Source organism: Vibrio sp. A1-1, assembly GCF_021728175.1.
Classification (GTDB): domain Bacteria; phylum Pseudomonadota; class Gammaproteobacteria; order Enterobacterales; family Vibrionaceae; genus Vibrio; species Vibrio diabolicus.
Genome location: NZ_JAKKCL010000011.1, coordinates 41192 through 65481 on the forward strand (window position 1 = coordinate 41192; position 24290 = coordinate 65481).

At 44.9% G+C, this 24290-nt stretch carries 24 protein-coding genes; 16 read left to right on the top strand and 8 right to left on the bottom strand.

The genetic code is table 11. From position 1 onward, the window contains the following. Positions 1-9: 9 nt before the first annotated feature. The gene (locus L3V30_RS15755) at positions 10-534 is read right to left on the bottom strand and encodes a prepilin-type N-terminal cleavage/methylation domain-containing protein (RefSeq protein WP_237309268.1); all 525 of its coding nucleotides are present in this window, start codon (positions 532-534) and stop codon (positions 10-12) included. Positions 535-980: 446 nt separating this feature from the next. On the opposite strand from L3V30_RS15755, the gene L3V30_RS15760 reads away from it, so the two are divergent. The 4 genes from L3V30_RS15760 (at position 981) to L3V30_RS15775 (ending at position 3831) form a co-directional block, all read left to right on the top strand. After that, positions 981-1703 (top strand): sulfite exporter TauE/SafE family protein, encoded by a 723-nt coding sequence (locus L3V30_RS15760; RefSeq protein WP_005395248.1) that lies wholly within the window; start codon positions 981-983, stop codon positions 1701-1703. Between the two features lie 101 nt (positions 1704-1804). Continuing rightward, positions 1805-2710, top strand: a complete 906-nt coding sequence (gene rarD / locus L3V30_RS15765; RefSeq protein WP_005395245.1) for an EamA family transporter RarD — start codon at positions 1805-1807, stop codon at positions 2708-2710. Between the two features lie 207 nt (positions 2711-2917). Next, complete coding sequence (locus L3V30_RS15770; protein WP_012842326.1) at positions 2918-3304, top strand: MAPEG family protein; 387 nt, start codon at positions 2918-2920, stop codon at positions 3302-3304. Next, entirely contained in the window at positions 3298-3831 is a 534-nt protein-coding gene (locus tag L3V30_RS15775; RefSeq protein WP_237309269.1) for a DNA mismatch repair protein, read from the top strand. Before L3V30_RS15770 ends, L3V30_RS15775 begins: the two co-directional genes overlap by 7 nt. 292 nt (positions 3832-4123) lie before the next feature. Here the strand turns inward: L3V30_RS15775 and L3V30_RS15780 are convergent, their stop codons facing one another. Continuing rightward, positions 4124-5488: an endonuclease/exonuclease/phosphatase family protein gene (locus tag L3V30_RS15780; RefSeq protein ID WP_085343727.1), complete on the bottom strand. Its 1365-nt coding sequence runs from the start codon at positions 5486-5488 to the stop codon at positions 4124-4126. A gap of 351 nt (positions 5489-5839) precedes the next feature. Between L3V30_RS15780 and L3V30_RS15785 the strand changes: the two genes are divergently transcribed. Both L3V30_RS15785 and L3V30_RS15790 read left to right on the top strand, forming a co-directional pair. After that, a complete protein-coding gene (locus L3V30_RS15785) occupies positions 5840-7945 on the top strand; it encodes a M4 family metallopeptidase (RefSeq protein WP_237309270.1) in 2106 nt (701 codons plus the stop codon). A gap of 150 nt (positions 7946-8095) precedes the next feature. Further along, positions 8096-8410: a multidrug efflux SMR transporter gene (locus tag L3V30_RS15790; protein WP_005395239.1), complete on the top strand. Its 315-nt coding sequence runs from the start codon at positions 8096-8098 to the stop codon at positions 8408-8410. Positions 8411-8493: 83 nt separating this feature from the next. Here L3V30_RS15790 and L3V30_RS15795 read toward each other — a convergent pair whose 3' ends face one another. Continuing rightward, positions 8494-9399 carry a DMT family transporter gene (locus tag L3V30_RS15795; protein WP_047008294.1) on the bottom strand — a complete coding sequence of 302 codons (906 nt, stop codon included), beginning with the start codon at positions 9397-9399 and terminating at the stop codon, positions 8494-8496. A gap of 184 nt (positions 9400-9583) precedes the next feature. Between L3V30_RS15795 and L3V30_RS15800 the strand changes: the two genes are divergently transcribed. The 3 genes from L3V30_RS15800 to L3V30_RS15810 all read left to right on the top strand — a co-directional run bounded on the left by L3V30_RS15800 (position 9584) and on the right by L3V30_RS15810 (position 12267). Next, a complete protein-coding gene (locus L3V30_RS15800) occupies positions 9584-10042 on the top strand; it encodes an NUDIX domain-containing protein (RefSeq protein ID WP_237309271.1) in 459 nt (152 codons plus the stop codon). A gap of 114 nt (positions 10043-10156) precedes the next feature. Continuing rightward, positions 10157-10729 carry a GNAT family protein gene (locus tag L3V30_RS15805; protein WP_167427444.1) on the top strand — a complete coding sequence of 191 codons (573 nt, stop codon included), beginning with the start codon at positions 10157-10159 and terminating at the stop codon, positions 10727-10729. A gap of 125 nt (positions 10730-10854) precedes the next feature. Continuing rightward, positions 10855-12267: a coniferyl aldehyde dehydrogenase gene (locus L3V30_RS15810; protein ID WP_237309272.1), complete on the top strand. Its 1413-nt coding sequence runs from the start codon at positions 10855-10857 to the stop codon at positions 12265-12267. Between the two features lie 169 nt (positions 12268-12436). Here L3V30_RS15810 and L3V30_RS15815 read toward each other — a convergent pair whose 3' ends face one another. After that, on the bottom strand, positions 12437-12916 hold the full coding sequence (locus tag L3V30_RS15815; RefSeq protein WP_006742302.1) for a YbaK/EbsC family protein: 480 nt from the start codon (positions 12914-12916) through the stop codon (positions 12437-12439). A gap of 157 nt (positions 12917-13073) precedes the next feature. Here L3V30_RS15815 and L3V30_RS15820 point away from each other — a divergent pair, with 157 nt between their 5' ends. The 4 genes from L3V30_RS15820 to L3V30_RS15835 all read left to right on the top strand — a co-directional run bounded on the left by L3V30_RS15820 (position 13074) and on the right by L3V30_RS15835 (position 18062). Then, a complete protein-coding gene (locus tag L3V30_RS15820; RefSeq protein ID WP_237309273.1) occupies positions 13074-14615 on the top strand; it encodes a glutamate synthase-related protein in 1542 nt (513 codons plus the stop codon). Positions 14616-14800: 185 nt separating this feature from the next. Continuing rightward, positions 14801-16972 carry a catalase/peroxidase HPI gene (katG, locus tag L3V30_RS15825; protein WP_237309274.1) on the top strand — a complete coding sequence of 724 codons (2172 nt, stop codon included), beginning with the start codon at positions 14801-14803 and terminating at the stop codon, positions 16970-16972. Positions 16973-17137: 165 nt separating this feature from the next. Then, entirely contained in the window at positions 17138-17590 is a 453-nt protein-coding gene (locus L3V30_RS15830) for an antitoxin Xre/MbcA/ParS toxin-binding domain-containing protein (RefSeq protein ID WP_006742299.1), read from the top strand. 1 nt (position 17591) lies between these two features. After that, positions 17592-18062, top strand: a complete 471-nt coding sequence (locus L3V30_RS15835; protein WP_005454240.1) for an RES family NAD+ phosphorylase — start codon at positions 17592-17594, stop codon at positions 18060-18062. 79 nt (positions 18063-18141) lie between these two features. Here the strand turns inward: L3V30_RS15835 and L3V30_RS15840 are convergent, their stop codons facing one another. Then, positions 18142-19992, bottom strand: coding sequence for an acyltransferase family protein (locus L3V30_RS15840; protein ID WP_237309275.1), 1851 nt, complete (start codon positions 19990-19992; stop codon positions 18142-18144). A gap of 241 nt (positions 19993-20233) precedes the next feature. Between L3V30_RS15840 and L3V30_RS15845 the strand changes: the two genes are divergently transcribed. Then, the gene (locus L3V30_RS15845; protein WP_203342543.1) at positions 20234-20509 is read left to right on the top strand and encodes a nitrogenase-stabilizing/protective protein NifW; all 276 of its coding nucleotides are present in this window, start codon (positions 20234-20236) and stop codon (positions 20507-20509) included. Positions 20510-20628: 119 nt separating this feature from the next. Here L3V30_RS15845 and L3V30_RS15850 read toward each other — a convergent pair whose 3' ends face one another. Continuing rightward, positions 20629-21729: an alkene reductase gene (locus L3V30_RS15850; RefSeq protein ID WP_237309276.1), complete on the bottom strand. Its 1101-nt coding sequence runs from the start codon at positions 21727-21729 to the stop codon at positions 20629-20631. Positions 21730-21740: 11 nt separating this feature from the next. Further along, positions 21741-22127, bottom strand: a complete 387-nt coding sequence (gene gloA, locus L3V30_RS15855; protein ID WP_237309277.1) for a lactoylglutathione lyase — start codon at positions 22125-22127, stop codon at positions 21741-21743. A gap of 211 nt (positions 22128-22338) precedes the next feature. Between gloA and L3V30_RS15860 the strand changes: the two genes are divergently transcribed. Further along, positions 22339-22767: a PaaI family thioesterase gene (locus L3V30_RS15860; protein ID WP_237309278.1), complete on the top strand. Its 429-nt coding sequence runs from the start codon at positions 22339-22341 to the stop codon at positions 22765-22767. Positions 22768-22793: 26 nt separating this feature from the next. Continuing rightward, positions 22794-23183 (top strand): MazG nucleotide pyrophosphohydrolase domain-containing protein, encoded by a 390-nt coding sequence (locus L3V30_RS15865; protein WP_005395204.1) that lies wholly within the window; start codon positions 22794-22796, stop codon positions 23181-23183. A 45-nt stretch (positions 23184-23228) separates the two neighbouring features. Here L3V30_RS15865 and L3V30_RS15870 read toward each other — a convergent pair whose 3' ends face one another. Further along, positions 23229-24104: a universal stress protein gene (locus L3V30_RS15870; RefSeq protein WP_237309279.1), complete on the bottom strand. Its 876-nt coding sequence runs from the start codon at positions 24102-24104 to the stop codon at positions 23229-23231. Positions 24105-24290 lie beyond the last annotated feature (186 nt).

Sequence of the window (24290 nt, forward strand, 5' to 3'; positions counted from 1 at the left end):
CCTGTTGTTTTAAGAACAATGATTAATTACTAGAGTATAGTCTTGGTTTTCTCTAAGTGGTGGACCACAAATGATACTGCACTTCTCTTTTGACGCACTCTTGTCATCTCTTGCCATTATCGCTACGAGCCTTTTATCTTCAAAAGCCTCAATTTTCCAATCTGTTGTACCGTACTGATGTTCAAGTTCATGAACAAGCAACCCCAAAGCAGTCTCATCTGCATCAGGGTATCCGTATAAGAAGACGCATCGCTTGTTGGCGCCAATAGTACAGCCTTCGAAAGGCAGCTCTGCTTTGGTGAATTTATTATCAAAATTTGCAACATATGCTTTGCTCTCCAACCCTGCAATCGCCATTTTCCCATAACCGACACCGAGCGCTGATGCAATCGCGCCCTTCATGCCTTCTAAACGCGCTTCACGCGCATCACTTTGAAGGTTTAAAAAGCGTGGTGCGGCAGTGACAGCAAGAATGCCAAGCACGACAATAACTACGACTAACTCTATTAGAGTAAATCCAGTTTGTTTTCTCATATTATTTTCACAGCAAGTTAAAGGTAGAAAAAGTAACACTGACCGTACACTTGTTGTTGCGTAAATAAGTACGGTAATGACAAAATGATCAATAGTATAAAGCGATGAGTCATAAAGTGCTATACCGACGTAGTGAGAATCGATTACGCCTATATAGAGCGGGAGGAGGGTTCAAAGATCTAATGCGGCCGTTTTTGAGCAGTCATTAATTCCGTGGAAGAAATGCTGCATGAACAGTCGAGCATGAATTCGCCTAGATATAAGCATACGCGTACATCGGCTGAATGAAAGACGAAAAGAAGTGACGGCAAACCGCACAAATGGATTGTCTTTTTGTTCACTTTGATGAATGCTACGCGAGATTCATATCACAACACACTCGACGCATTCATCGTGCGAATGTGCTTTGCTTTCGTGTTTGGCTTTCAAATATAAGAATAATCTAAATGGAATTCGATTCGATAAACTTGCTTGCGATAGGGCTAATATTTCTTGGCTCTTATGTACAAACCGCAATAGGCTTTGGCTTGGCAATTGTTGCCGCACCTTTACTGATTCTTTGGGCGCCGGAGTATGTGCCTGCACCAATCTGTTTAGTCGCGTTATTTATTTCGTTGATGAATGCGATGAAGCACCGCAGTAGTGTTGAAATCGGCGGTTTAAAAATGGCATTGATTGGGCGTGTGCCCGGATCGGTCGCTGGCGGCTTGCTACTGTTTTTTGTCTCGACTCAAGCTCTTACACTTTGGATTGGTTTTTTGGTGTTATTCGCGGTTGTGGTGAGTGTTTTACCGTTTCGGGTTGAACCCACACCAGCGCGTATGACATTAGCAGGATTCTTTTCTGGATTGTTTGGTACCAGTTCGGCGATTGGAGGCCCACCGATGGCGTTGTTGTTGCAACATCAAGAAGCAAATCAGTTACGTGGTAACCTGTCGGCATTTTTTGTTTTCAGTTCCATCATTTCGCTCGTTGTTCAAATTCCCGCTGGTTTCTTCACATTACACCATTTGGTGATTACTATTCCGCTATTACCTGCGGCAGCACTTGGGTATTGGCTCGCGATGAAAACCACCCAATCGTTACCAAAAGAAAAAATTCGGTTTGGAGCACTTATGTTGTGTTTTGTGAGTGGGTTTACAGCAGTAGTACAAGCGTTGAACCAGTAATGCCCTCAGCATCTTAAACTCACAGGGATATCGATCTCCTTTTATTATGCATAGCGCGATTTGTTTGCGCTGACTTGTTCGTTTAGATGAGCGATAGTTTTATGAATAACACTCGTTATGGCACTTTTATGGCAGCATTCTCCTTTGTAATTTGGGGCCTGCTACCCATTTATTATCGTTATTTACCGAATGCTTCAATGGATGAGTTACTGGCATGGCGAATCATCGGCTCAGTTCCTGTCGGTTTTTTAATTGTGCTTGGTATAACCCGTCGAGGACCGAATTGGAAAGAAATCTGGTGTGACAAAAAATCTTTGTGGTACACGTTTGTCGCGAGCAGCTTGATGTGTATTTCATGGAGTGCGTTCACTTGGGCTTTGACTCACCATCGAGTCATTGATGCAAGCTTAGGCTTTTTTATTGGACCGTTGGTGTCAGTGGCGTTAGGCGTGTTTATTCTTGGAGATAAGCTTTCAAAAGGCAAACTCATCGCAATTGTGCTAGCAACAATTGGCGTGATGTATCAAGTGATTCATTATGGCCAGTTGCCTGTTATCGCACTAACGATGGGGTTGTTCTTTGCTTTGTATGGGTTGTACAAGAAGAAGATAACATACGACTGGAGCACCACCTTGTTTGTTGAGGCGCTGCTATTGACTCCAGTTGCAGTGGCGTATTTGTTTTACAAACAATGGACAGTGGGTGAGTTGGCTTCAGGCGTAGATATCACAACTTTGCTTTTGTACTTTGGCAGCGCACCGATCACGCTTTTACCACTGATTTTTTATTCTATCGCGATACGTATAACAAACTTATCGACAGTTGGTTTAATGCAATACATTGAACCAAGCTTGCAGTTTGTTTTGGCTGTCATGTTTTTCGGTGAACTGTTTGACGAAGTTAAAGCAGTGACCTTTGCCTTTATTTGGGTGGGGCTGTTATTTACAATCTTTGAAAGTATTGTCAAAGGGCATAAGCGTAAAAAGCTGGCCAATCATCCTTTATAGTGCACCATTCTTGAATATTCACGATTTCACTCTCACGCCCTCTATTCGAGGGCGTTTTTAGTTCCATAAAGTATTCTCTTACTCGTTTTCTTATATTCGAGTCAAAGCATAATTTGAGGTTAATTGACGCATTATCATTAGGATACCGCTATATTTATAGCCAAGTGACACGCTATATAATGAAAACCGGATCAAGAAGGACGACATATGATCACAGCTCTATACGCTAGCATTCTTGCAATACTGATTATTTGGTTGGCCGTTCAAGTGATTAAGCAGCGTCGCTTAAATCAGGTTGCTTATGCTGACGGAGGAGTAGAGGCTCTCCAAATCGCTCGTAGTGCACAGAGTAACGCGACAGAATATATCCCCATTACTCTGATTCTAATGGCACTATTAGAATTCAATAGTGCTTACCCAACCTGGATACATCTCACAGGCATTATTTTCGTGATCGGTCGAATTATCCATGCTCGAGGTATATTGAAAGAGGACTTAAAAAGGCGTGTTAGGGGCATGCAGGTGACATTTCTAGTGATACTTTCTCTGGTTGTGCTGAATATGATTTATCTTCCGTACGATAAGTTATGGTAAGTCTTCGTAGCTATATCCCGCCGCCATGGGTACTCGTTCTGATTGGGTTAGTACTGAATATTGGCGCGATCGTTCTTACTAGCTTGGTCCTTGATAGGCTTGGCAAACAGTATTCGCAACTCGCAGAGCAAAAGGCGGAAAACTTGTATTCCATCCAACTCGCGTGGAATAGCGTTGAAACTCTAGAAAGAAAAAGAGAGGCGTTGCTGCTTCACTTGCACATAGGTCAGAGCGCAGCGATACCTTTGGAGATAGAACAGATATTGGAAGGGCACTTATCCTCTTGGACTCATCACGAATCGGATGAAATACAAATAGATAAACTCCCTCAGCTAATGTCAAAGATAAACCAAGCACAAGCTTCGTATAGAGATCGCATTGATGACTATTACATTGAGAATGTAGGGCTCAATGAGCTAATGGCAAAGCAAGATGAAAAGATCGCTTGGTACAAGAATATCGGGCTCTTCTTGCAAGTATTCGGACTCGCATTAATCCTCGCACGTGATTTGTCTAGGAAGCCATAGAACAAAAGTTAATGGTAGGGTTTATTGCGAAATGCCAATAATAATTTGCAAATTGCAATTCATTGCGTGAGCAAACAGTGGCTATTGGTGAAGTTTTAATGAAAGTGGTTAAATAGCAACCTGTTTTTGTGCGCTACAAAGTTGGCACGTCTCATGCTTTAGTATGAGTGACCCTTTCTAAGCCGAGGGTCACCTAGCCAACTGACGTTGTTAGTGAACCACTTTGTTCACAAATATATACAGCCAATCACGAATCCTTGTGGTTGGCTTTTTTTTATTTAAATGACACAGTTTAGAACTGTGCTTTAATCCAGATCATGCGATGGTCGGAAGACACATCTTTGCCATCACCATACTTACCAATACGCGCATCGTTAAATAGCTTACGACCTTCTTCATAAGAAGCTGACCAGTATACGCCAGAGTCCACCACATTTAGGTTTGCAGAAGGCAAGGCATAATCTACACCCAAGCCAAACGTCGAAGTGATGCGATTTGGATATGGGTGAGTGGAGCTGCGGTCAACAGCGTGTTCGGCTGCCCCAAAGCTTGTCGGATAAAGCTCGCCATTCATCACGGTTTGGTTAACCAATGGATCATTATGCAGTTCTTGCATTACAGAGCTAATACCGTCACCGGCCACGGGATCAAGGTTTTGATCGCCCATCATTACGAATTTAGCCCCGCTCGATAAGCCGCCTTTCTTACCTGCATCGTCGTAGAAATAGTCTTTACCTTGAATGTAGTGATGCCAGAACTCTACTTCGGCTGCGTTTTGCGCTTTGTTTTTACCTGGATCGAATACTGGTGGAGTAGGGTGCGACATCAGTAGATGCACAACTTCCTCGCCATTGCGAGTCGGAATGATAATTGGTGCATCTACGTGGTTTTTAGAAGATAGGCGTACTTGATCCCATTCTTCTGCAGAGTACCACTCATCACCACACTTCATGCCATCTGGAATCTTTTGTGAGCCGTCACAGATAGTAATGGTTGGAATCTTCGCACCTTCCATATCTTTCCATTTAAACGCTTGGAACGTACGCGTATTTGCCGTATCAATCTTGTATTTAGACATTAGGGCAAAGGCATATTGACCGTGGTACATGCCAAAGCCCCATGCATCGCCCGGCATTTGACCTGCTGTTCCATTGTTGTCGAGGTCAAACTCGCTTAGCAAACCTGTGTTGGTAGAGTAAGACTCCGCGTAAGGATATTCGATAGGTTCAAGGTTCGCTTCACCGCCTGCACCATTGATGCTTTGCGCGACAGACAGGTAGTTCTTCTGGAAGCCTTCAAGGGCTGCTTTGTTTTCGCCTGTTCCGTCGTTGTTGTATTCCGCCATCATAAGAACATCAGGGCGATTCTTCTGAATAATCGCAGCAACGTTTCGAATTTGAATGACTTTTTCCGCAGTGGTTTTGTCTTCAGCGGCGATAGAACCGTCTAAATAGGCAGTAACCAATACAGTTTGCTGCGCTGGTTCAATTTGCATTTCACTCACTAAAGCTTCAAAAGTTGCACGGTCAAAAGAGAGGTTGTAAGTCGCTATTTTTACTTCTTTAGGCTGAACATTGACGTATTCAGTGTCGTCATTACATCCAGATAATAGAGCGGCGCCAACCAGGAGAGCGATAGAGGTTTTGATTGTTTTCATGGGTACGTCATACCTTATAATTGATTCTGCTGAATATTAAAGTCATCAGTAATTGTTTTAAGCGATATCAATCACACAAACGTTTTCATATTTACATGTTCAATTAGTTTTTGTGTGATATGTGCAATAAACACAACACTTTCAACACCAAAAGGTTATATGCAAATTGTTAAAAAATAGTGTCGTTTTTAATAGATGAAATGGCACTAAAGCATAAGCTGTATGATTGTGTGTGCTAAAATCAATGAGCGGGATAATTACGATAAGTTTGACTTCACTTTTGGGTGAGAAACAAACAAATAGAACTGGTCAGTTTGGCTTTGCTATTGATGCAAAATAGGGGGCTAACCGATGGGTTCAGTATCAAACTATCAGAGCAGGCTATTTGTCACGGCAATGCTTGCTTCACCACTTCTTTTTTCAACATCTTTATCCGCCGCTCAGTCCGAACGGCTAGAGCAAAACCATGGTCTTGTTGTTGCTTTAGAAAAACGCAACCTTGCAGCCACACAAAATATAGATCGTGTGTTAGGTTTACAAAATGGAAATCGTGTACAAAAGCTGAAAACTAACAAAGGTAAAAACGGCGGTACGCATAGTCGATATCAGCAGATGTTTAAAGGCGTCCCGATTTGGGGCAAGCAAATTGTCGTACATCGTGATAAACAGGGCCAAATCAAGCATATCAACGGCACTCTCGTAAAGGATATTGCCAGAGATATCAATGATATGGTGCCTAAATTGTCGCTTTCTCAAGTAATGTCTTCAACGCAAAAGCCGTACCGTGAAAACGGATACCAAATAGAGAATCAGCGCCAAGGTTTGCGTATTTATGTCGATAAAAGTGACGTGGCGCACTTAGCTTATATTGTCCAATTTTTTGCTGATAATGAGCATGGAGGTAAGCCTACACGTCCCACCTTTCTTGTTGATGCTAAAACAGGAAACATTTTGCTGCAATATGAGGGGTTAGCGCACGTAGAAGCGAATGGTCCAGGAGGAAACCAAAAAATTGGTCGTTATCATTATGGTGTGGACTTTGAGTCTCTATTAGTCCAGCAATCTGGTGATACGTGTTTGATGGACATTCCTGGCGTGGTCAAAACCATCAACTTGAATGGTAGGACGTCTGGCAATACGCATACGTTCGTTTGTCCAACCAATAGTGTTAAAGAAATTAATGGAGCGTACAGCCCGTTAAACGATGCGCATTACTTTGGCAAAGTGGTATACGACATGTACAAAGATTGGCTGAATACCGCGCCCTTAACGTTTCAGCTTCAAATGCGAGTGCATTACCGCAAACGCTATGAAAACGCCTTTTGGAATGGTTCGAGCATGACTTTTGGCGACGGTGCGAGTTATTTCTATCCTTTAGTGAGTTTAGATGTCTCAGCGCACGAAGTTAGCCATGGATTTACAGAACAAAACTCTGATCTGATTTATTCAGAGCAATCTGGCGGAATCAATGAGGCTTTCTCAGATATGGCAGGTGAGGCGGCTGAATTCTATTCACGTGGTTCTAACGATTGGAAAGTTGGGTACGATATTAGAAAGGCTGCCAATGCGGCGTTGCGCTATATGGATAATCCGCCCCTTGATGGTCGTTCAATTGATCACGCGTCTCAGTATGTGAGTGGCATGGATGTGCATTATTCAAGTGGTGTGTTTAACAAAGCGTTTTATCTATTGGCGGTTGAGTACAATTGGGGAACGCGACAGGCGTTCGAGGTTTTTGCGTACGCTAACCAGAACTACTGGACGCCAAGTGAAACGTTTGATTCTGCAGCTGCGGGTGTATTGGCGGCCGCCCAAAGCTTAAGCGTGGCTGCGAATGATGTCGCCGACGCTTTTGCTCAGGTCGGTGTTTCAGTTGATGGCGGAGTCGTCGAGCCACCGTCTAGCACGTGTGAAGCTATCGCCCTAAACAATGGTGTTTCCAGCAACATAGACTCTTCATCTACTGGTGAGTGGCATTGTTTTACGATTGATGTGCCTACCAACAGTTCAGATTTTACTGTTACCACATCGGGAGCAAACGGCGATGCGGATCTTTACGTTAAGCTGGGAAGTGAACCAAGTTTAACCAGCTACGATTGTCGCTCATACAGTAGCAACAGTAATGAAGCATGTAGTATTACTTCTCCGAATGAAGGAACGTGGCACATTGGCGTGTACGCTTACAGCAGTTACAGTAACTTGAATGTGGAAGCAAGTTATGTAGGACAAGAAGCGCCACCAACATCTGATGAAGTTACTACACAATCAATCAACAATGGTAAAACGTGGACGGCGATTATTACTGGTTCTGGCTTGATGAATGGCGTGTGGAATGTTATTTCAAATACGCCGTGTGATAACGATAACGAGTGCAGTTTATCCGGTATCGGAAAGAAAACCAGTGAGGTTAGCTTTACGTTGACGGATGGTACCGTATTCATCATCGCTAAGCCCTAGCGATTTTTATGTAAAGAGGCCCTGAAATATCAGGGCCTTATTTTTTTACGTTCAATTTTCTGTATATAATAGCGAGTCACAAAGAAGTGAGGACGACCTCACCGCTCTATCTTTTCTCGGGGACGACCCCATCTCGTTGGGAAATATGACATGGCTTGGGGAATTCTCTTCATTGCTGGCTTATGCGAAGTGGCATGGGCTGTCGGACTAAAATACTCACAAGGTTTTACCAAATTGGCGGCATCTGGCTTTACCGTTACGTTTATGGTGTTGAGCTTTTGGTTACTTGGAATTGCATTAAGGACGCTACCACTCGGTATCGCTTACGGCGTTTGGGTAGGTATAGGAGCGATTGGAACGGCAATCGTCAGTATCTACATATTTAACGAGCCCGCGACGCTAATAAAATTGCTGAGTTTATTGCTTATTGTAGCTGGTATCGCTGGATTAAAATTATCCGCTTAACGTCAGGTTAAACATAAAAAAGAAAGCCAGAGTCGACTCTGGCTTTTTACGTTTTAGTGTTGTCTCGCTTTAGGACTGAAGGGTTAAGCGCTGCGCTTAACGAATGGCAAGCGCAAATGGTGACCAAATACGTTAATGAGTGCGCCCGCTACAATTAGTGCACCACCGATGTACGTCCAGATGAGCGGGATTTCGCCGAAGAAAATGATGCCTAACAACACAGAAAATACGATCTGAATATACGAGTAAGCAGACGCTTTGCCCGCTTGCTGAGTTTGCATTGCTTTGGTTAATCCCAATTGCCCAACTTGGGTGAATACACCAACCAAAACCAACATGAAAGTCAGATACAGGTCGGGCATAACAAAATCATCGCCAATCAGTAAGAGTGAAGCGGGTAGAGCAACCAGAGGGAAATAGAAAATGATCACTGAACTATCTTCAGTTTGGCTAAGTTTTCTAACAATGACATAAGCAATTGAGCTACCAAATGCGCCCAAGATTGCAATCATTACGCTAAACATAGGTAAAGTGCGCTCTGCTTCTTGTCCTGCTTCTGGACTTACCATTATATAGATGCCGAGTAAGCATAAGGCAATACAAAGGAACGTCGATGGTTGAATGCGTTCCTTCAAGAAAAAGACGGCTAGGAGCGCAGTAAATACTGGGTGAATGTATTGGAATATGGTCGCTTCTGCCAGCGGTAAGGTAGTCACCGAATAATATACGCACATCAATGCCATGGTGCCCACTGCGCCACGCGCAAACAGTAATGGCTTATTATTGCCCCATACAGAAATTCGTTTTCGCTTAACATCTAAATAGCTGATAACAAGTGAGACGAGTGCCCTCGCTGCAACAATCTCAAATACAGGGATACCATGAAGACTGACATGCTTTACTGTGGCAGACATTAGCGCGAAACCGAATGCGGAGAGCACCATAAAGCGCACACCAATGGGAACCAGAGTGTTGAATGAATTAGACATTTTACTGCTCATTTATTGCGACAGATCGCACTTTAGCATACTCAGCTCACAAAATGATCCGTGATATTCAAACACATCTGTCGAGAGTGAGAATAAGCAGTAGACTATGGGTTCTCAAGCAACCCTATCTTTCATTCGAGCATGGAGCGCATCTAGGAAATATCTAGATATTTAAGGAGTATACATGATCCCAGTACAAGCGACGCATACTTCTGGCGTTGTCATTTCTAAAATTGATGGCGTCGATAAAATGCTGTTGCTCAAACGTGTTAAAGGTGGTTATTGGTGCCATGTTGCTGGTGGTGTAGAGGCCGGTGAAACCGGATGGCAAACTATTCTCAGAGAACTGAAAGAAGAGACGCAAATTGACGATGTTGAGTTACATACTGCAGACTTTCTAGAACAGTTCTACGAAGCAAAAAATAACCGCATCATGGTTATTCCATGCTTCGTATTATTTTGTCCACCTAACCAATCGGTTGTACTTAACGAAGAACACACAGAGTATTGTTGGTGTACGCTTGAAGAAGCAAAGCGACTAGCCCCGTTTACAAATCAGCACCACCTTTACGAACATGTGTGGAGGCATTACGTGGATGTGGAATCGTTGACGCCATTTACGTTGATTGAACAAACAGACTAGACGAGAACGCCATCCTTTTAAGCACGTTTGACATAACGAATATGGAAGTTTGTTCTCAACGCAATGAGGCGGTAGGATTTGTGAGTAGTGTTTACTGAAAAAGGGATAATGTGGATGGATGAGGTCATGTGCCAAAAGGCGTATCAAGGAAATAGCATGCAGGCCAGTTTTTCTGTTTCAGACAGGGTCTCAATTGAGCCTCTTACCACCAAACACGCGACCGTTTTACTGGAAGTGGTGAACACGTATCGAAACAGCCTCTCTGGCTATTTGCCTTGGACGGACTTTGTGACCAACCGCAGAGAAGCGGTGAACTACATCTCTCAGCGCGTGAACAGCAAAGCGTTAGATGCCCACTGGTGCGCTATTTATTTTGATGGGCAGTTTACGGGTGTTATTGGCATAAAAGGTGTGGATTCGCACACACGCGTCACTGAGATTGGCTATTGGCTTGCCAACAATGGGCGAGGACACCGAGTGATCGACCAAGTACTCGCGGTGTTGATTCCTTTTTTGAAGCAGAAAGGGCACGCGCAATTCATCCAATTCCACTGTATGGAAGACAACATTGCCAGCATCAATATTGCTGAGCGTGCTGGTGCTACATTAAAAGAATACGTTGATCACGAGTTCGAGACGCTTGACCGCTCTCAACGGCTCGGCATTTATGAGTTGCGTCTGACTTAGCTCCAAACCCACTGATATTTTAATCAGAGTTCGAACTCTAATTTCGCGAGCGCTACAATAGTAACATTGTTGCGCTCGTGTTAATTTGGAGCGTCATTGGTTGAAACTAGGTTAGGAGAAGCATCATGAACGCAATCGCAGAGGTTGAAGTGGACAACTCGTTACAACAAAGCCTTGATCGCTTAAAAGCAGCGTATGCCGCCGAACCTTATCCTAGTCTGGATGAACGTAAGCAGCGCCTTGTCTTGCTAAAACAAGCTCTGATTGCGAATAAACAAGCATTGGTGGAAGCGCTGAGTGACGATTTTGGCTATCGTTCCGAATTTGATACCGCCATGACCGACGTTTTGCCGACGGTCTCGCACATCAATTACACCCTCAAGCAGCTAAAAAAGTGGTGCAAACCAAGTAAGCGTGAATCCGGTCTGTTGCTTGCTCCGTCGAAAGTGACTGTTCAGTATCAGCCACTCGGCGTGGTCGGGATCATTTCGCCGTGGAATTTTCCTGTCATTTTGAGCCTTGCGCCTTTAGTTACTGCTTTGGCCGCAGGTAACCGTGTGATGATGAAGCTCAGCGAATTTACGCCGAAAACCAATAAAGTCATCGTCAATATTTGTCGCGAGTTGTCTGAATATGTCGAAGTATTTGAAGGTGAAGCGGACGTTGCACGATCATTCAGCCAACTGCCATTCGATCATCTTTTGTTTACTGGCTCGACAAATGTTGGTCGCGCTGTGGCAAAAGCAGCGGCTGAAAACCTGACTCCAGTGACGTTAGAACTGGGTGGAAAATCTCCGGTGATCATTGCAGAAGATGCAGACATGAAGAAAACCGTTGATGCGATTTTGTTTGGTAAATGCATCAATGCTGGCCAGATTTGTGTGGCGCCTGATTACGCGTTTGTACCACAAGAACGCGTCGAAGAGTTCATCACGCTGTTCTTAAAACGTTTTGAAAAACTCTATTTGAAATCCAACAAGAATCAAAAGCTGACCCATATTATCAATCAACGACAGTATGATCGTTTGACTGCGCTACTTGAGGATGCCAAAGCTCAGGGCGCAAGCATCCATACTGTTGAAGCGTCACCTCAACAGGAAAGGCTTTTGTATCCTCATTTGATCACTGACGTGTCGAGAGATATGCGCATCATGCAAGAGGAAATATTTGGGCCATTTCTACCCATCAAGCCTTACAAAGCGGTAGATGAAGCGATTGACTACATTAATCAGCACCAGCGACCACTTGCGCTGTATGTTATGTCGGACAACAAATCGACCATCAGACATATTGTACGCAACACACACAGTGGCGGCGTCGGCATCAACGACACGGTATTACACGTTGGCGCTGAAGATGCGCCTTTCGGTGGCGTTGGTGAGTCAGGCATTGGTCATTATCACGGAGTGGAAGGATTCAGAACCTTTAGCCACGCGAAAACCGTACTCCACACGCCTAAATGGCTGCCAAGGACGGGGGCATTAATGCGTCGCAGAGCTATGGCGATAAAAGCGATTCAAAAGATTTTTGTTCGATAGTGGTTGGATTGAAAAAAAACGCCCAAACGGGCGGTTTTTTTGGTTTCTATGCGTTCTAAATTGCGGATTACTAAAAGCCGAGAAGCTTCCGACATGCACCGCCAATAGAAAAAGAAAGGCTCTTTTTGAAAGAGCCTTTTTCACGAAATGTCGACAGATTTTTGGAAGTTTAATGCAGAACTTCACTGCTGAATCTTAAGTATTTGCAGTCGTTCATTAGCTCTTTAAATGCCTTTCTATCTAGCTTAATCAGAGTTTCATGATCGCCGGCTTCAAGATAGACATGTTCCAAGTTTGCTAATCTTTCATCACAAACGGTCGACATGTGGTAAGGACTACCAATCGGTGGAATTGCGCCGTGCTCACAATCAGTGAAGAGTCGGTAAACCATACGCTCTTTCACCAAGTGGAAAGTAGCGTTAAATTCATCGTTTAATCTCGACAAACTGATTTTGTTGTTGGCAGGTAAGACTGCCATCATATGATGCCCTTCATGATCCTCAAGAATGACGCCTTTTGCGATATTCATTAAAGGCACACCTGCGGCAACACCACTTTGTAGCGAGCTATGACTGTGGCTGTGATTCACGGTTTGAAAGTGAATGTTATGCTCAGTCAAATATTCATCTAATCGGGTTGCAATCGTCATATAGCCTCCACGTGTATGAGACCCATAAAGAGTATAGGTGAGGCAAGCGACAATCGCGTATTTTACTCTGGTTTCGCTGACGCTCTTTCCGCTCCTGTTCTACGCTTATTGCAAGCCTGCGAGAAAGCGTGGTTAACAATAATAAACAGGGGGCAACATGAGCAAGCCAATCATCGCCGATAATAAGCCGATTAAAGTGAATCTAACCGAAGGGCAAGAATATTACTTTTGCCGATGTGGACGTTCTAAAAATCAACCTTATTGCGATGGGTCGCATTCGGGAACAGGCTTAAAGCCAATGAGCTTTACTGCGGAAAAAGATGAAGAAGCGTATCTCTGCCAGTGCAAGCACACCTCTAATGCCCCATTTTGTGATGGAACACATAAGCGTTTTTCTGCTGAGCAAGTCGGCAAAGAAGGCCCTGAGAAAACGCGAGAGAAAAGTGACAAACCGACTGCGTCCGCTACTCAAGAAGAACCAACCCTAGAGTTTATCCACCAATTAGCGAGAGAAGGGCTCTCTAAACTCGGCCATCATGGTCCGATGGCTGCAATGGGGGTTCCTAGGCATTTGCTACCACATTGGGATGCTATACAAATCATTGTGGCGCAAATGGCGACACAACCGTTGTTAGAAGACGTTCCCGTATCAACTGAGCTGATTGTGGGGCCAAACGCGCGTAAGCCGCTCAAGCTCGCTATTCCTTTGTTGGTGTCGGACATGAGTTTTGGCGCACTCTCGGAAGAGGCGAAAGTTGCGCTAGCAAAAGGTGCTGAGTTGGCAGGGACTGGGATTTGCTCCGGTGAAGGGGGGATGCTACCTGAAGAACAAGCTGCAAATTCGCGGTATTTCTATGAGCTTGCCAGTGCTCAGTTTGGCTACGATGAATCTAAGCTTCTTAATGTTCAGGCTTTTCATTTTAAAGGTGGGCAGGGCGCCAAAACAGGCACGGGTGGTCATCTTCCTGCAAATAAAAATGTGGGTAAGATCTCTCAGGTGAGAGGTCTCCCCGAAGGACAACCAGCGATCTCACCGCCAACATTTAAAGATCTTCATACTACTCACGATTTCAGAAAGTTTGCTGACAGAGTCCGTGGCATCACAGGCGGCATTCCAATTGGCTTTAAACTCAGTGCAAACCATATTGAGCAAGACATACAATTTGCGCTCGATGCGGGTGCCGATTACATCATCTTAGATGGTCGCGGTGGTGGCACGGGCGCGGCGCCAACTATGTTCCGTGATCATATTAGCGTGCCAACCATTCCTGCGTTAGCTCGTGCGCGTAAGTACTTAGATGAAAAAGGCGCAAGTGACCGTGTCACATTAATCATCACTGGTGGGTTGCGAGTTCCTATGGATTTTGTCAAAGCGTTGGCACTTGGTGCAGACGGAGTGGCGATAGCAAACAGTGCGATGCAATCGATCGGTTGCGTCGCGGCCCGGATTTGTAACACCAATAATTGCCCTGCGGGAATCGCAACGCAAAATGCCGATTTGAGGCAGCGTCTCGATATCGAAAAATCATCTCAGCAATTGAAAAATTTCTTCGAATCCTCCGTCGAGCTCATGCAAGTCATGGCAAGGGCGTGTGGTCATCACGCTCTGAATGAATTTAGTCATCATGATTTAGCGACCTGGGATCACAACATGGCGAGGCTGTCTGGGATTAAGTATTCAGGTATGGACTTAAACTGATCTCTATCCATATTTTCTGCATATAGGTACATGTTTGATAACAATTATTTATTAGCCGAGATATGGAAATTTTGACTTGGCGTTAACTAAAAATTCAGTGTATGAACTACGCTGTTTGAGGTGGATATTCGATTTATTGAATAACAAAGAGTGGTTACCACAACCACGATACGAAGGAGCATTATATGAGCAACACAAACGGCGGTTCGGTAGGTAAATGTCCAGTTATGCATGGTGGGCAAACATCTACAGATAAGTCGGTGATGGATTGGTGGCCGAATGCCTTAAACTTAGACATCCTGCATCAACACGACTCCAAAACCAACCCATTTGGGCAGGACTTTAATTACAAAGAAGAACTGAAAAAGCTAGATGTCGAAGCACTTAAAAAAGACTTAAAAGACTTAATGACTGACAGCCAAGACTGGTGGCCTGCCGACTGGGGACATTACGGCGGTTTAATGATCCGAATGGCATGGCACGCAGCGGGTAGTTATCGTATCGCGGATGGACGTGGCGGCGCTGCGACAGGCAACCAGCGTTTTGCTCCTCTCAACTCTTGGCCAGATAACGCAAACCTCGATAAGGCTCGCCGCCTTTTATGGCCCATCAAGAAAAAATATGGCAACAAATTAAGTTGGGCCGATCTGATTGTCCTTGCCGGTAACATGGCGTATGAATCCATGGGCTTTAAGACCTTTGGTTTTGGCTTTGGGCGAGAAGACATTTGGCATCCCGAAAAAGACACCTACTGGGGTTCCGAGCAAGAATGGTTAGCCACAAGTGATGCTGATAACAGCCGCTATTCTGGTGAGCGAGATTTAGAAAATCCACTTGCCGCAGTAATGATGGGGCTTATCTACGTCAACCCAGAAGGGGTGGACGGGAACCCGGATCCTCTCAAAACAGCACATGACATGCGTGTGACCTTTGCGCGAATGGCAATGAACGATGAAGAAACTGTCGCGCTCACAGCGGGTGGTCATACGGTCGGTAAGTGTCATGGTAATGGTGATGCCGCAAACCTTGGTCCAGAGCCCGAAGCAGCAGACGTTCATGAACAAGGTCTTGGCTGGATTAACCACAAAACACGTGGCATTGGCCGTGACACGGTAACGAGCGGCATTGAAGGTGCTTGGACGACACACCCTACACAATGGGACTACGGATACTTCCACCTATTATTTAAGTACGATTGGGAACTGAAGAAGAGCCCAGCAGGTGCATGGCAGTGGGAGCCAATCGACATTGAAGAAGAAGACAAGCCTGTCGATGTTGAAGACGGCTCTAAGCGCTACAATCCAATCATGACTGACGCCGATATGGCGCTCAAAATGGACCCTGAATATCGCAAGATTGCAGAAAAGTTCCAAAATGACCCAGCGTACTTTGATGACGTTTTTGCTCGTGCCTGGTTTAAGTTGACACACCGCGATCTAGGACCAAAATCATGTTATTTCGGACCTGATGTGCCAAGCGAAGATCTTATTTGGCAAGATCCAACGCCTGCAGGTAAGACAGACTACGATGTCGATTTAGTGAAAACAAAAATCGAAGCAAGTGGCCTATCCATTAGTGAGCTAGTAAGTACGGCGTGGGATAGTGCGCGTACATACCGTGGCTCTGACCGCCGAGGTGGCGTAAATGGTGCGAGAATTCGTTTGGCTCCGCAAAAAGATTGGCAAGGAAACGAGCCAGAGCGTCTAAGTCGTGTTCTTGCTGTGCTAGAAAAAATAGCAGCAGAAGAGGGCTGTAGTGTTGCTGACGCTATCGTGCTTGCTGGTAACGTAGGTATTGAACTGGCTGCGCGTGCCGCAGGTCATGATGTTTCCGTACCATTCGCGCCAGGCCGAGGTGATGCCACTCAAGAGATGACGGATGTTGAATCGTTCGAAGTTCTTGAGCCTGTTGCTGACGGTTTCCGAAATTGGTTGAAGAAAGACTACGCGGTTAAGCCGGAAGAGCTTTTATTAGATCGTGCTCAGCTTATGGGGCTAACGGCGCCAGAAATGACGGTACTTATCGGTGGTATGCGCGTTTTAGGCAGTAACTACGGCGGTGGAAAAGAGGGCGTATTTACTGACCGAGTCGGCACTTTGTCGAATGATTTCTTCGTGAACCTTACTGACATGGCATATACGTGGAAACCAGTGAGTGCTAATCAATATGAAATCCGTGATCGTAAAACCGACGCTGTGAAGTGGACGGCAACCCGTGTGGATCTTGTCTTTGGCTCAAACTCGATTCTACGTTCGTACGCGGAAGTGTATGCGCAAGATGATAATCAGGAAAAATTCATCCACGACTTCATCGCTGCATGGACGAAAGTCATGAACGCCGACCGTTTTGACTTGTAGTAAGTGAAACGATGCAAATCGGTAGATGCGTAAACAAAGTTGATGAATAAGTAAGAGAGGCGGGCGCAAAGCTCGCCTTTTTCTTTACCTGTCTTTTTACTTTGATTGAAAGTTGAGCTCATTTGAACCATAATAACTAGACCATATGAACCATAGGAGCTTGATATGGCAACTGCAGCATTAAAAAGCTTTAAGCCGAAACAATCTCATAAAGCCAATTTCTGGCTTATGTTAGGTATTGAAGATGCTGAAACGGGTCGTATTGATGCGGTTCACAAAGGCTTTGAGCCCAAGGTATACCGGAACATTGTTGATCGAGTAAAGCTTTCTCAAAGTGAATTCCAACATGTGACACTGATTCCTGTTAGTACAATTAAGCGTCGTCTTAAAAATGATGAGCGTTTTAATACTCAAGAGAGTGATGCAATCTATCGATTAGCGATGTTATTGAAACTCGCAACAGAGTTGTTTGACGACGAAGAACGCGCGTTAAAATGGATGAGAGAAAATGTGTACGGCTTAGGTGGAAAACGTCCACTTGATATGGTGTCGACTACGGTTGATTTTGAAATCGTAAAAGATTTGATCGGCCGTTTAGAGCACGGGGTGTTCTCGTAATATGAAGCTCTATCGTCTCACACAAAAGAAATTCGCTGACACGCCGTTTAGCCCCATTGGCGCAAAGTTATTTGGAGGGCGATGGAACTCAAAAGGAACCGAAGCCCTCTACTTCTCTGAATCGGAATCCCTTTGCTCGTTGGAAGTGTTTGTTCACGTAAACAACGATCCTGCCATCACCAAGTTGTACGATTTATATCGTATTGAAATGCCAGAATACCTCATCGCCACCTTAGATGAAGAAGATCTCCCAGTGACGTGGCGAGCAATACCGGCGAGCGAGTCTACGCAATACATTGGTGATCAGTTTCTCAATGATCCTCACCCTGAGTTTGCTGCGCTGCAAGTGCCTTCAACGATTTCACCTCGTGATAAAAACTACGTGGTGAACCCAAATCATCCCAAAATGAAAGAGATCATCAAGAAAGCCGAAAAGCTTGATTTTGCGTTTGACCCGCGCATTTTCAAATAGAGGCGTTGGTTTTGTCTTGCTTTAAAATATTCAGCGCTTACCTGAGATAAGCGCTGAAGCATAAATGCTTATTCCTTGGTTATTGTCGGTCGTAAGTGAACTGTTGAGTTTCATTCGTACTGCTGTGGTAATGCCCAAGCACCAACTCAGCACCTTTGTAAGACAAATGGCTGTCATCGGTATACATGGCGTTGTTCGCACCAACTTTCATTCGACATACGCCATTTCTGCAAATGGCATCGGTCAAGTCGACAAACTCAACGTGCTCAAATTGATCAAAGTAGTTCACTAACTTCGCCACGTTTTGAGGGTGATGTCGCTTGGGAGAGAAATCGCATGCGGACTCTTCCGTCTCGCCAAACAAACGCGCTTTCCAAAGGCATTCACCCACCGCAAACGGTGCAGAAGGCGTTGGGCCGAAAACGACCACTTCTTTCCCTTCCAGTTCATTCAACAATCCAGTTAATGATGCCTCATAATCGGCTTGTGAAAGCTCTTTATTGAAGTTGGAAGAGATAACGACGCGACGAATAGAAGGGGTACGCAAAATGGTATCGACTGCCTGTTTGAAGAACTGTCGGCAAGAAATTGAGCCAGCAGCTTCGAGGATGTCGACATAACCGACCGCACAGGAATCTTGAGTAAGTTGCACCACGCCAGTTGGTGTGACTTCGGATAGACGCTTCACGTAAACCATGCTGTGACTATTGCCTAACACAGCAATGGTGGGCTGCGGCGCAGACGAGCACACATCGTTAACGTCGGTGTTGCCGTTGCAATCTAAACCGTAACCGTTGTTAACGCGCATGGCCTCGAAAAATGCACTTCTTTCTGGAAAACCACCGTTTTGATGACCAATAACGCCGAACGTCAGCAAGGGCAGCGTCAACAACACAACAACCGCAGACACAGTGCGCATGCTCATGGCTTTTCGGCTGCGGAACGGCTTTTCCACAAAGCGCCAAGTGAAGTAAGACAGTACAAAAAGAGCGGCAATGTAAAGCGAGATATTGACGTCTTGAGTTGCGTCCAGCATGTAGCGGTAAAACACAAATAGCGGAATATGCCACAAGTACAAGCTGTAGCTGATTAAGCCGACGAACACGACCCATTTTAGGCTCAGCAATTTACCGCAGACATTGTCTTTAGAGGCAAACAAAATCACTAACGCGCTACCGATGACTGGCACCAGCAAAGTGATACCCGCGCCATCTTGCGATTTTTCAAACAAAAGTGCAGAGGCCAATATCAAAACGATGCCAATGGTTGCCAGCGTATCGTTGGATTGAACTTGGGTTTTTCTCATTACTAATGCGAGTAATGAACCGGTTGCCAGCTCCCAGGCACGAGAAAAGATCATGTAGAAGGCGAAATCAGGATCGTTGCTCGCATAAACAATAGTCATCAAACTCAGCGTAAATACCGCGACGAAAAAAGTCAGGTAAAACGCGTTTTTGCCACGAGCGAGTAGCATGAGTAGCAAAGGAATGACAATGTAGTATTGTTCTTCAACGCCCAAGCTCCAGGTGTGAAATAGCGGATTGGCTTGATCTTCTAAACCGAAGTAATTGTGGCCTTTTAAATACAGAAGAATGTTGGATGAAGAAAGAATAGAAGACACTGCGAACTGACCAACGTCTTTGTGTGCTTGTGGCAAAAATAGCCACCAAGACATCAAATAGCTGACGGCAATCACCACCAGTAGCAGGGGAAGTATGCGGCGAATGCGTCGCTCATAAAAATCACCGAGGTTGAACTTCTGGTTTTCCAAATCGTTAATCACGATGGTGGTGATCAAATAGCCACTGATAACAAAAAATACGTCGACGCCAATAAAGCCACCAGCGAACTGCTCAACTCCTGCATGAAACAAAATCACCAACGTGACAGCAATCGCCCTTAATCCGTCTACTTCCGCTCTATAAGTCATATCGTGTCCCTCCAACATTCCGTTTAACGAAGTAGAGCAAAATATGAACCAGAAATAATATTGTTTTAAATCAGATTCTTAAGGTGATTGTCAAAATTAAAAGGCTGGGGGAAATAGCGAATTCCCAAATTGAATTTCAATATGGAAATCCCAGAAAGAGTGATGTTAAGAAGCGCCAAATCAAAGAACGTAAAGCGCCAGGCTCTTAGACTTCATTGAAAATGATAACGCTAAAGAAACAATGACAGAGAATACGATTCAGGAAAAAATTGCCAGCTTTACTTGTATCGAAGAAGCGTTGGATTACTTCGAAATCGAGTTTGATTGCCGATTTATCGAAAACAACCGAACCGAGTTGGTTAAGAGATTTAATGGCTACTTAATCCTCACTAAACCGGATGATTGGTTTTCAGGCCGCCGCGCACTGAAAAATGCCTACTGTAAAGTACAACGCAGTTTACTAAGTAAAACGACACGTTCTGCGTGCCGAGGTTGTACATCTTGTCAAAGACGTTAATTCTTGGTGGCTTGCCTAAAAAAGAACCCTGCATCTTGGCGTCACAGGGGGAAGAGCAAGGTTCTTTTGGGTTAGCTATTGGTTTGTCGCGAGTTGCGAATCAGCTTTACGCAGATGAATTAACCCGCATGATACGCAGGGTAGTCCACTAAGCCTTTTTCACCGCCGCCGAACAATGTGGCAGAGTCATGTTCTGCCAGTGGGTAGCCATGCTTGATGCGGCTTGGTAAGTCTGGGTTTGCAACAAACGGACGACCAAAACCGATCATGTCGGCTAAGCCACTTTCAATCGCGTGTTGCGCCTTTTCTGCGTTGTAACGACCGGCATAGATCAGTGTGCCTTTATACGCCTCACGAACTGCGGTTTTAAAGTCATGCGGAGTATCTGGCGCGTCGTCCCAATCGACTTCTGCAATGTGAATGTAAACCACATTGAGTTTATCAAGCAGCGCAGCAGCAGCGGTGTAGGTGTCGACAGGTGTGCTATCAACGGTGCCGTTTAACGAAGTGAATGGTGCAAGGCGAACACCAACACGCTCTGCGCCAATGGCTTGCGTCATTGCTTCGACCACTTCACCAAGAAAACGCAGACGGTTTTCAATTGAGCCGCCGTATTCATCGGTGCGGTTGTTCGCTTCAGAATCGATAAACTGGTTAACCAAGTAGCCATTTGCTGCGTGAAGTTCGACACCATCAAACCCAGCTTTTATCGCGTTTAATGCGGCTTGGCGGTATTCTTCAATAACATTCTTGATGTCTTGTTTGGTCATCTCACGCGGCTCAACCACGTCGACAAAGCCAGGTTCGTCTGTGCCATTGTCGATAAATACTTTCACGTTTTCTGCTTTGAGCGCAGAAGAAGAAATAGGTTGCTCGCCGCCGATGTTGTCAGGATGAGTCACACGACCAACGTGCCATAATTGCGCGAAGATAACGCCGCCTTTCTCGTGCACTGCATCAGTTACTTTTTTCCAGCCAGCAATTTGCTCTGGGCTATAAATACCCGGTGTCCACGCGTAGCCTTGACCCATTGGTGAAATTTGCGTGCCTTCAGCAACAATTAATCCCGCTTCGGCGCGTTGAGCGTAGTAGGTGGCCATCATGTCGTTGGCAACATTACCCGGTTGAGAGGCTCGAGAGCGCGTCATCGGAGGCATAACGATGCGGTTTTTTAATGAGAGAGAGCCAAGTTGAATCGGTTGAAATAATGCGTCTGTCATAGGAAACCTCGTTATTGTTCAGTTTGAATCAGTTCGATTGGGTAGCCGTCGGGATCTTTGATGAATGCGATGTGCGTTTCTCCACCTTTCATTGGACCGGGTTCGCGAGTGACGTTGCCACCAAGCGCTTTGATTTTTTCGCAAGCTGCGTAAATGTCTTCACACCCAAACGCCATGTGTCCGAATGCGTTACCTAAGTCGTAACTGTCGGTATCCCAGTTATAAGTTAGCTCGATGGTCGCGCCATCTGGTTGATCAGGGCTACCAACAAACACCAGTGAGTAACGGTATTCTTGGTTTTCAAAACGATCCAAAACGCTCATTCCCAGAACGTTTGTATAAAATTCGATAGATTTGTTTAGGTCAACAACACGGATCATCGTGTGGAGAAACTTCATAAGTCGCCTTTCATAACGTTGCGTAATCACGGTGCAAACCTTATCGCTACTCTAAATAAACTGGAAATTATCGTTAATTATAAAAATGATTATTTAACGTTATGGACAATGAGGTTGTTGGCCCTACAACGTGCAAACAAAGATTACTCGCCATTTCTTTTTAATAATTGGCATATGCTAATTACTCCTTTTTACAAGCCGAGTACTTATCATGTCCACAAACAGCCACTTTCATTACACTAACGAATCTCATTATCAATGTGCGGTTTGTTCTTCCATCGATGCGAATCCGAACTCTTTGGCTGTGAACTACCAGTGCCTAGCCGATGGTTCTGTTGTCGGAGAGTTTCATGTTTTACCTCGTCATCAAGGTTACACAGACCTGTTGCATGGTGGCATTGCGAGCTCGCTGCTCGATGGTGCAATGACGCACTGTTTGTTATTTAGAGACATTCAAGCCCTTACCGCGCAGTTGGATGTGCGCTACCATGCACCTATTGAACTAGATGAGCACGTCACGATTACTGCACACTGTGAAGGTGAACGCCGCGGTATATATCAACTGGTGGCTCAATTACTGGTCAATAATGAAGTTAGAGTGACGGCAAAAGGTAAGTTTATTCGTCCTAAAGAGGCGTAAATAAAAACTCGTTCTACGGAGAGATAATGAAGAAATTTGATGAGCTGTACGCAATTGCGACGAGAAAATCTCAATATGACCAAACCAACACTTGGTTTAAAGGCGTAGAGACTTATCTGGAGGCCATTGGCAAAGAAGTCGATGAAGTCCGTGAAGAGATTCGTGAGGATCGCCTTTGTCATTTGGAAGACGAGTTAGGCGATGTGTTGTGGAACTATCTTAACGTATTAAAAGCGTTGGAAAGAGAAAAGGGTATAGATCCTGAGAAAGTACTCGAAAGAGCCTGCACTAAATACGAGCAGCGTGTATCTGCGATTGAATCGGGACGCAGTTGGGATGAGGTTAAACAGCAGCAGAAACAAGCCTTGAACGCGGAACATGAAGCCGCGCAGTTAGAGACCATGAAGAGCCAATAACTGCGCGTGATAATATTTAAGATGCGGCGGAATGGGGAAGCCTGATCAATCCTTCGTGCTATTGACCAACAGCAGGTCACAAGGAGGTTGATCAAGTAACGTGTCTACAGTGCTGCCAGACCAAAATTGGGATGATATGCTTCGCTTACACGCGCCCATAATCAGAATTGCCGCTTGTGATTGCTTAACTGCTTTTGGTAACGCCGTTTCAGGGTTTCCTTCTGGCAGCAGTAGTGGTACTCGTGTTAACTTTTGCGCAGTAATAAAGTCCGTAATGCCTGCTTTTTGGTTGCTCAAAATCTCTGCACGATAGCGAGACAGATAAGGCGCAACGTAGCGGCAGTAAACTAACGTCATTTTTCCGCTCAAGGTTTTTTCTAGTTTTGAGCCTCGCGATACAATGGCTTTATCTACGACCGATTTTGCATCTCCGCGATGAAGCGGATCTATCGCGCAAAGCATGTTGGCGTGAGAAGGCCATGAACGCTCACTTAATAGCAATAAATCACAATCGTTTTTTGCTAGCTCGGTGAGTAAGGTTTGAATTTCGTGCTTGTTAAAATGCCCCACGAGCAGTAAATCTGTGTGGTCGACAAGCCGTTTCGCGACTTGAGCAATCCAATGACTCCCTTTGAAATGCTCGTAAGAGAGGGTTGGCGTTTCAACTTCCTCTTCTTCACAAAGTTCGATAACGAAGTCTTTAAATTTTGATGTCCAAGCTTCAAATTCAGCTTGTCTCTTTTCTATATGGTCAGAGTTGAAACTAAGGAAATGCGCGAACGCGTGATCTTCACTTCGGCGGTGATCTTCCACCAATACCACGATGGGTTGAGCCAGCGCTGTCGCAAACTGAATCACTTTACGAAGCACTTTATGACTTGGTAAGGCAGCTTGCTGAGTCAGAAAAAATACTGGTGCCATTGATTACTCCATTATCAAACGAGGCAAATGCGCCTAATGCACACTAAAAGTTTATACCATCCCCTTATGCAAAGACGTTCTGTTTCTGCGAGCAAAATATAAATTCCGCAATTGTGCGCGCCATTGCCTAGAATTTTAACATCAGGATCTCATGCCTTTAGATAATAGACATCGTGTTGACACTAA

What these genes read in the sequence shown, in the direction of transcription:
- L3V30_RS15755 (WP_237309268.1), bottom strand. Translation starts at nt 534, where the DNA reads ATGAGAAAACAAACTGGATTTACTCTAATAGAGTTAGTCGTAGTTATT.
- L3V30_RS15760 (WP_005395248.1), top strand. Translation starts at nt 981, where the DNA reads ATGGAATTCGATTCGATAAACTTGCTTGCGATAGGGCTAATATTTCTT.
- rarD (WP_005395245.1), top strand. Translation starts at nt 1,805, where the DNA reads ATGAATAACACTCGTTATGGCACTTTTATGGCAGCATTCTCCTTTGTA.
- L3V30_RS15770 (WP_012842326.1), top strand. Translation starts at nt 2,918, where the DNA reads ATGATCACAGCTCTATACGCTAGCATTCTTGCAATACTGATTATTTGG.
- L3V30_RS15775 (WP_237309269.1), top strand. Translation starts at nt 3,298, where the DNA reads ATGGTAAGTCTTCGTAGCTATATCCCGCCGCCATGGGTACTCGTTCTG.
- L3V30_RS15780 (WP_085343727.1), bottom strand. Translation starts at nt 5,488, where the DNA reads ATGAAAACAATCAAAACCTCTATCGCTCTCCTGGTTGGCGCCGCTCTA.
- L3V30_RS15785 (WP_237309270.1), top strand. Translation starts at nt 5,840, where the DNA reads ATGGGTTCAGTATCAAACTATCAGAGCAGGCTATTTGTCACGGCAATG.
- L3V30_RS15790 (WP_005395239.1), top strand. Translation starts at nt 8,096, where the DNA reads ATGGCTTGGGGAATTCTCTTCATTGCTGGCTTATGCGAAGTGGCATGG.
- L3V30_RS15795 (WP_047008294.1), bottom strand. Translation starts at nt 9,399, where the DNA reads ATGTCTAATTCATTCAACACTCTGGTTCCCATTGGTGTGCGCTTTATG.
- L3V30_RS15800 (WP_237309271.1), top strand. Translation starts at nt 9,584, where the DNA reads ATGATCCCAGTACAAGCGACGCATACTTCTGGCGTTGTCATTTCTAAA.
- L3V30_RS15805 (WP_167427444.1), top strand. Translation starts at nt 10,157, where the DNA reads ATGGATGAGGTCATGTGCCAAAAGGCGTATCAAGGAAATAGCATGCAG.
- L3V30_RS15810 (WP_237309272.1), top strand. Translation starts at nt 10,855, where the DNA reads ATGAACGCAATCGCAGAGGTTGAAGTGGACAACTCGTTACAACAAAGC.
- L3V30_RS15815 (WP_006742302.1), bottom strand. Translation starts at nt 12,916, where the DNA reads ATGACGATTGCAACCCGATTAGATGAATATTTGACTGAGCATAACATT.
- L3V30_RS15820 (WP_237309273.1), top strand. Translation starts at nt 13,074, where the DNA reads ATGAGCAAGCCAATCATCGCCGATAATAAGCCGATTAAAGTGAATCTA.
- katG (WP_237309274.1), top strand. Translation starts at nt 14,801, where the DNA reads ATGAGCAACACAAACGGCGGTTCGGTAGGTAAATGTCCAGTTATGCAT.
- L3V30_RS15830 (WP_006742299.1), top strand. Translation starts at nt 17,138, where the DNA reads ATGGCAACTGCAGCATTAAAAAGCTTTAAGCCGAAACAATCTCATAAA.
- L3V30_RS15835 (WP_005454240.1), top strand. Translation starts at nt 17,592, where the DNA reads ATGAAGCTCTATCGTCTCACACAAAAGAAATTCGCTGACACGCCGTTT.
- L3V30_RS15840 (WP_237309275.1), bottom strand. Translation starts at nt 19,992, where the DNA reads ATGACTTATAGAGCGGAAGTAGACGGATTAAGGGCGATTGCTGTCACG.
- L3V30_RS15845 (WP_203342543.1), top strand. Translation starts at nt 20,234, where the DNA reads ATGACAGAGAATACGATTCAGGAAAAAATTGCCAGCTTTACTTGTATC.
- L3V30_RS15850 (WP_237309276.1), bottom strand. Translation starts at nt 21,729, where the DNA reads ATGACAGACGCATTATTTCAACCGATTCAACTTGGCTCTCTCTCATTA.
- gloA (WP_237309277.1), bottom strand. Translation starts at nt 22,127, where the DNA reads ATGAAGTTTCTCCACACGATGATCCGTGTTGTTGACCTAAACAAATCT.
- L3V30_RS15860 (WP_237309278.1), top strand. Translation starts at nt 22,339, where the DNA reads ATGTCCACAAACAGCCACTTTCATTACACTAACGAATCTCATTATCAA.
- L3V30_RS15865 (WP_005395204.1), top strand. Translation starts at nt 22,794, where the DNA reads ATGAAGAAATTTGATGAGCTGTACGCAATTGCGACGAGAAAATCTCAA.
- L3V30_RS15870 (WP_237309279.1), bottom strand. Translation starts at nt 24,104, where the DNA reads ATGGCACCAGTATTTTTTCTGACTCAGCAAGCTGCCTTACCAAGTCAT.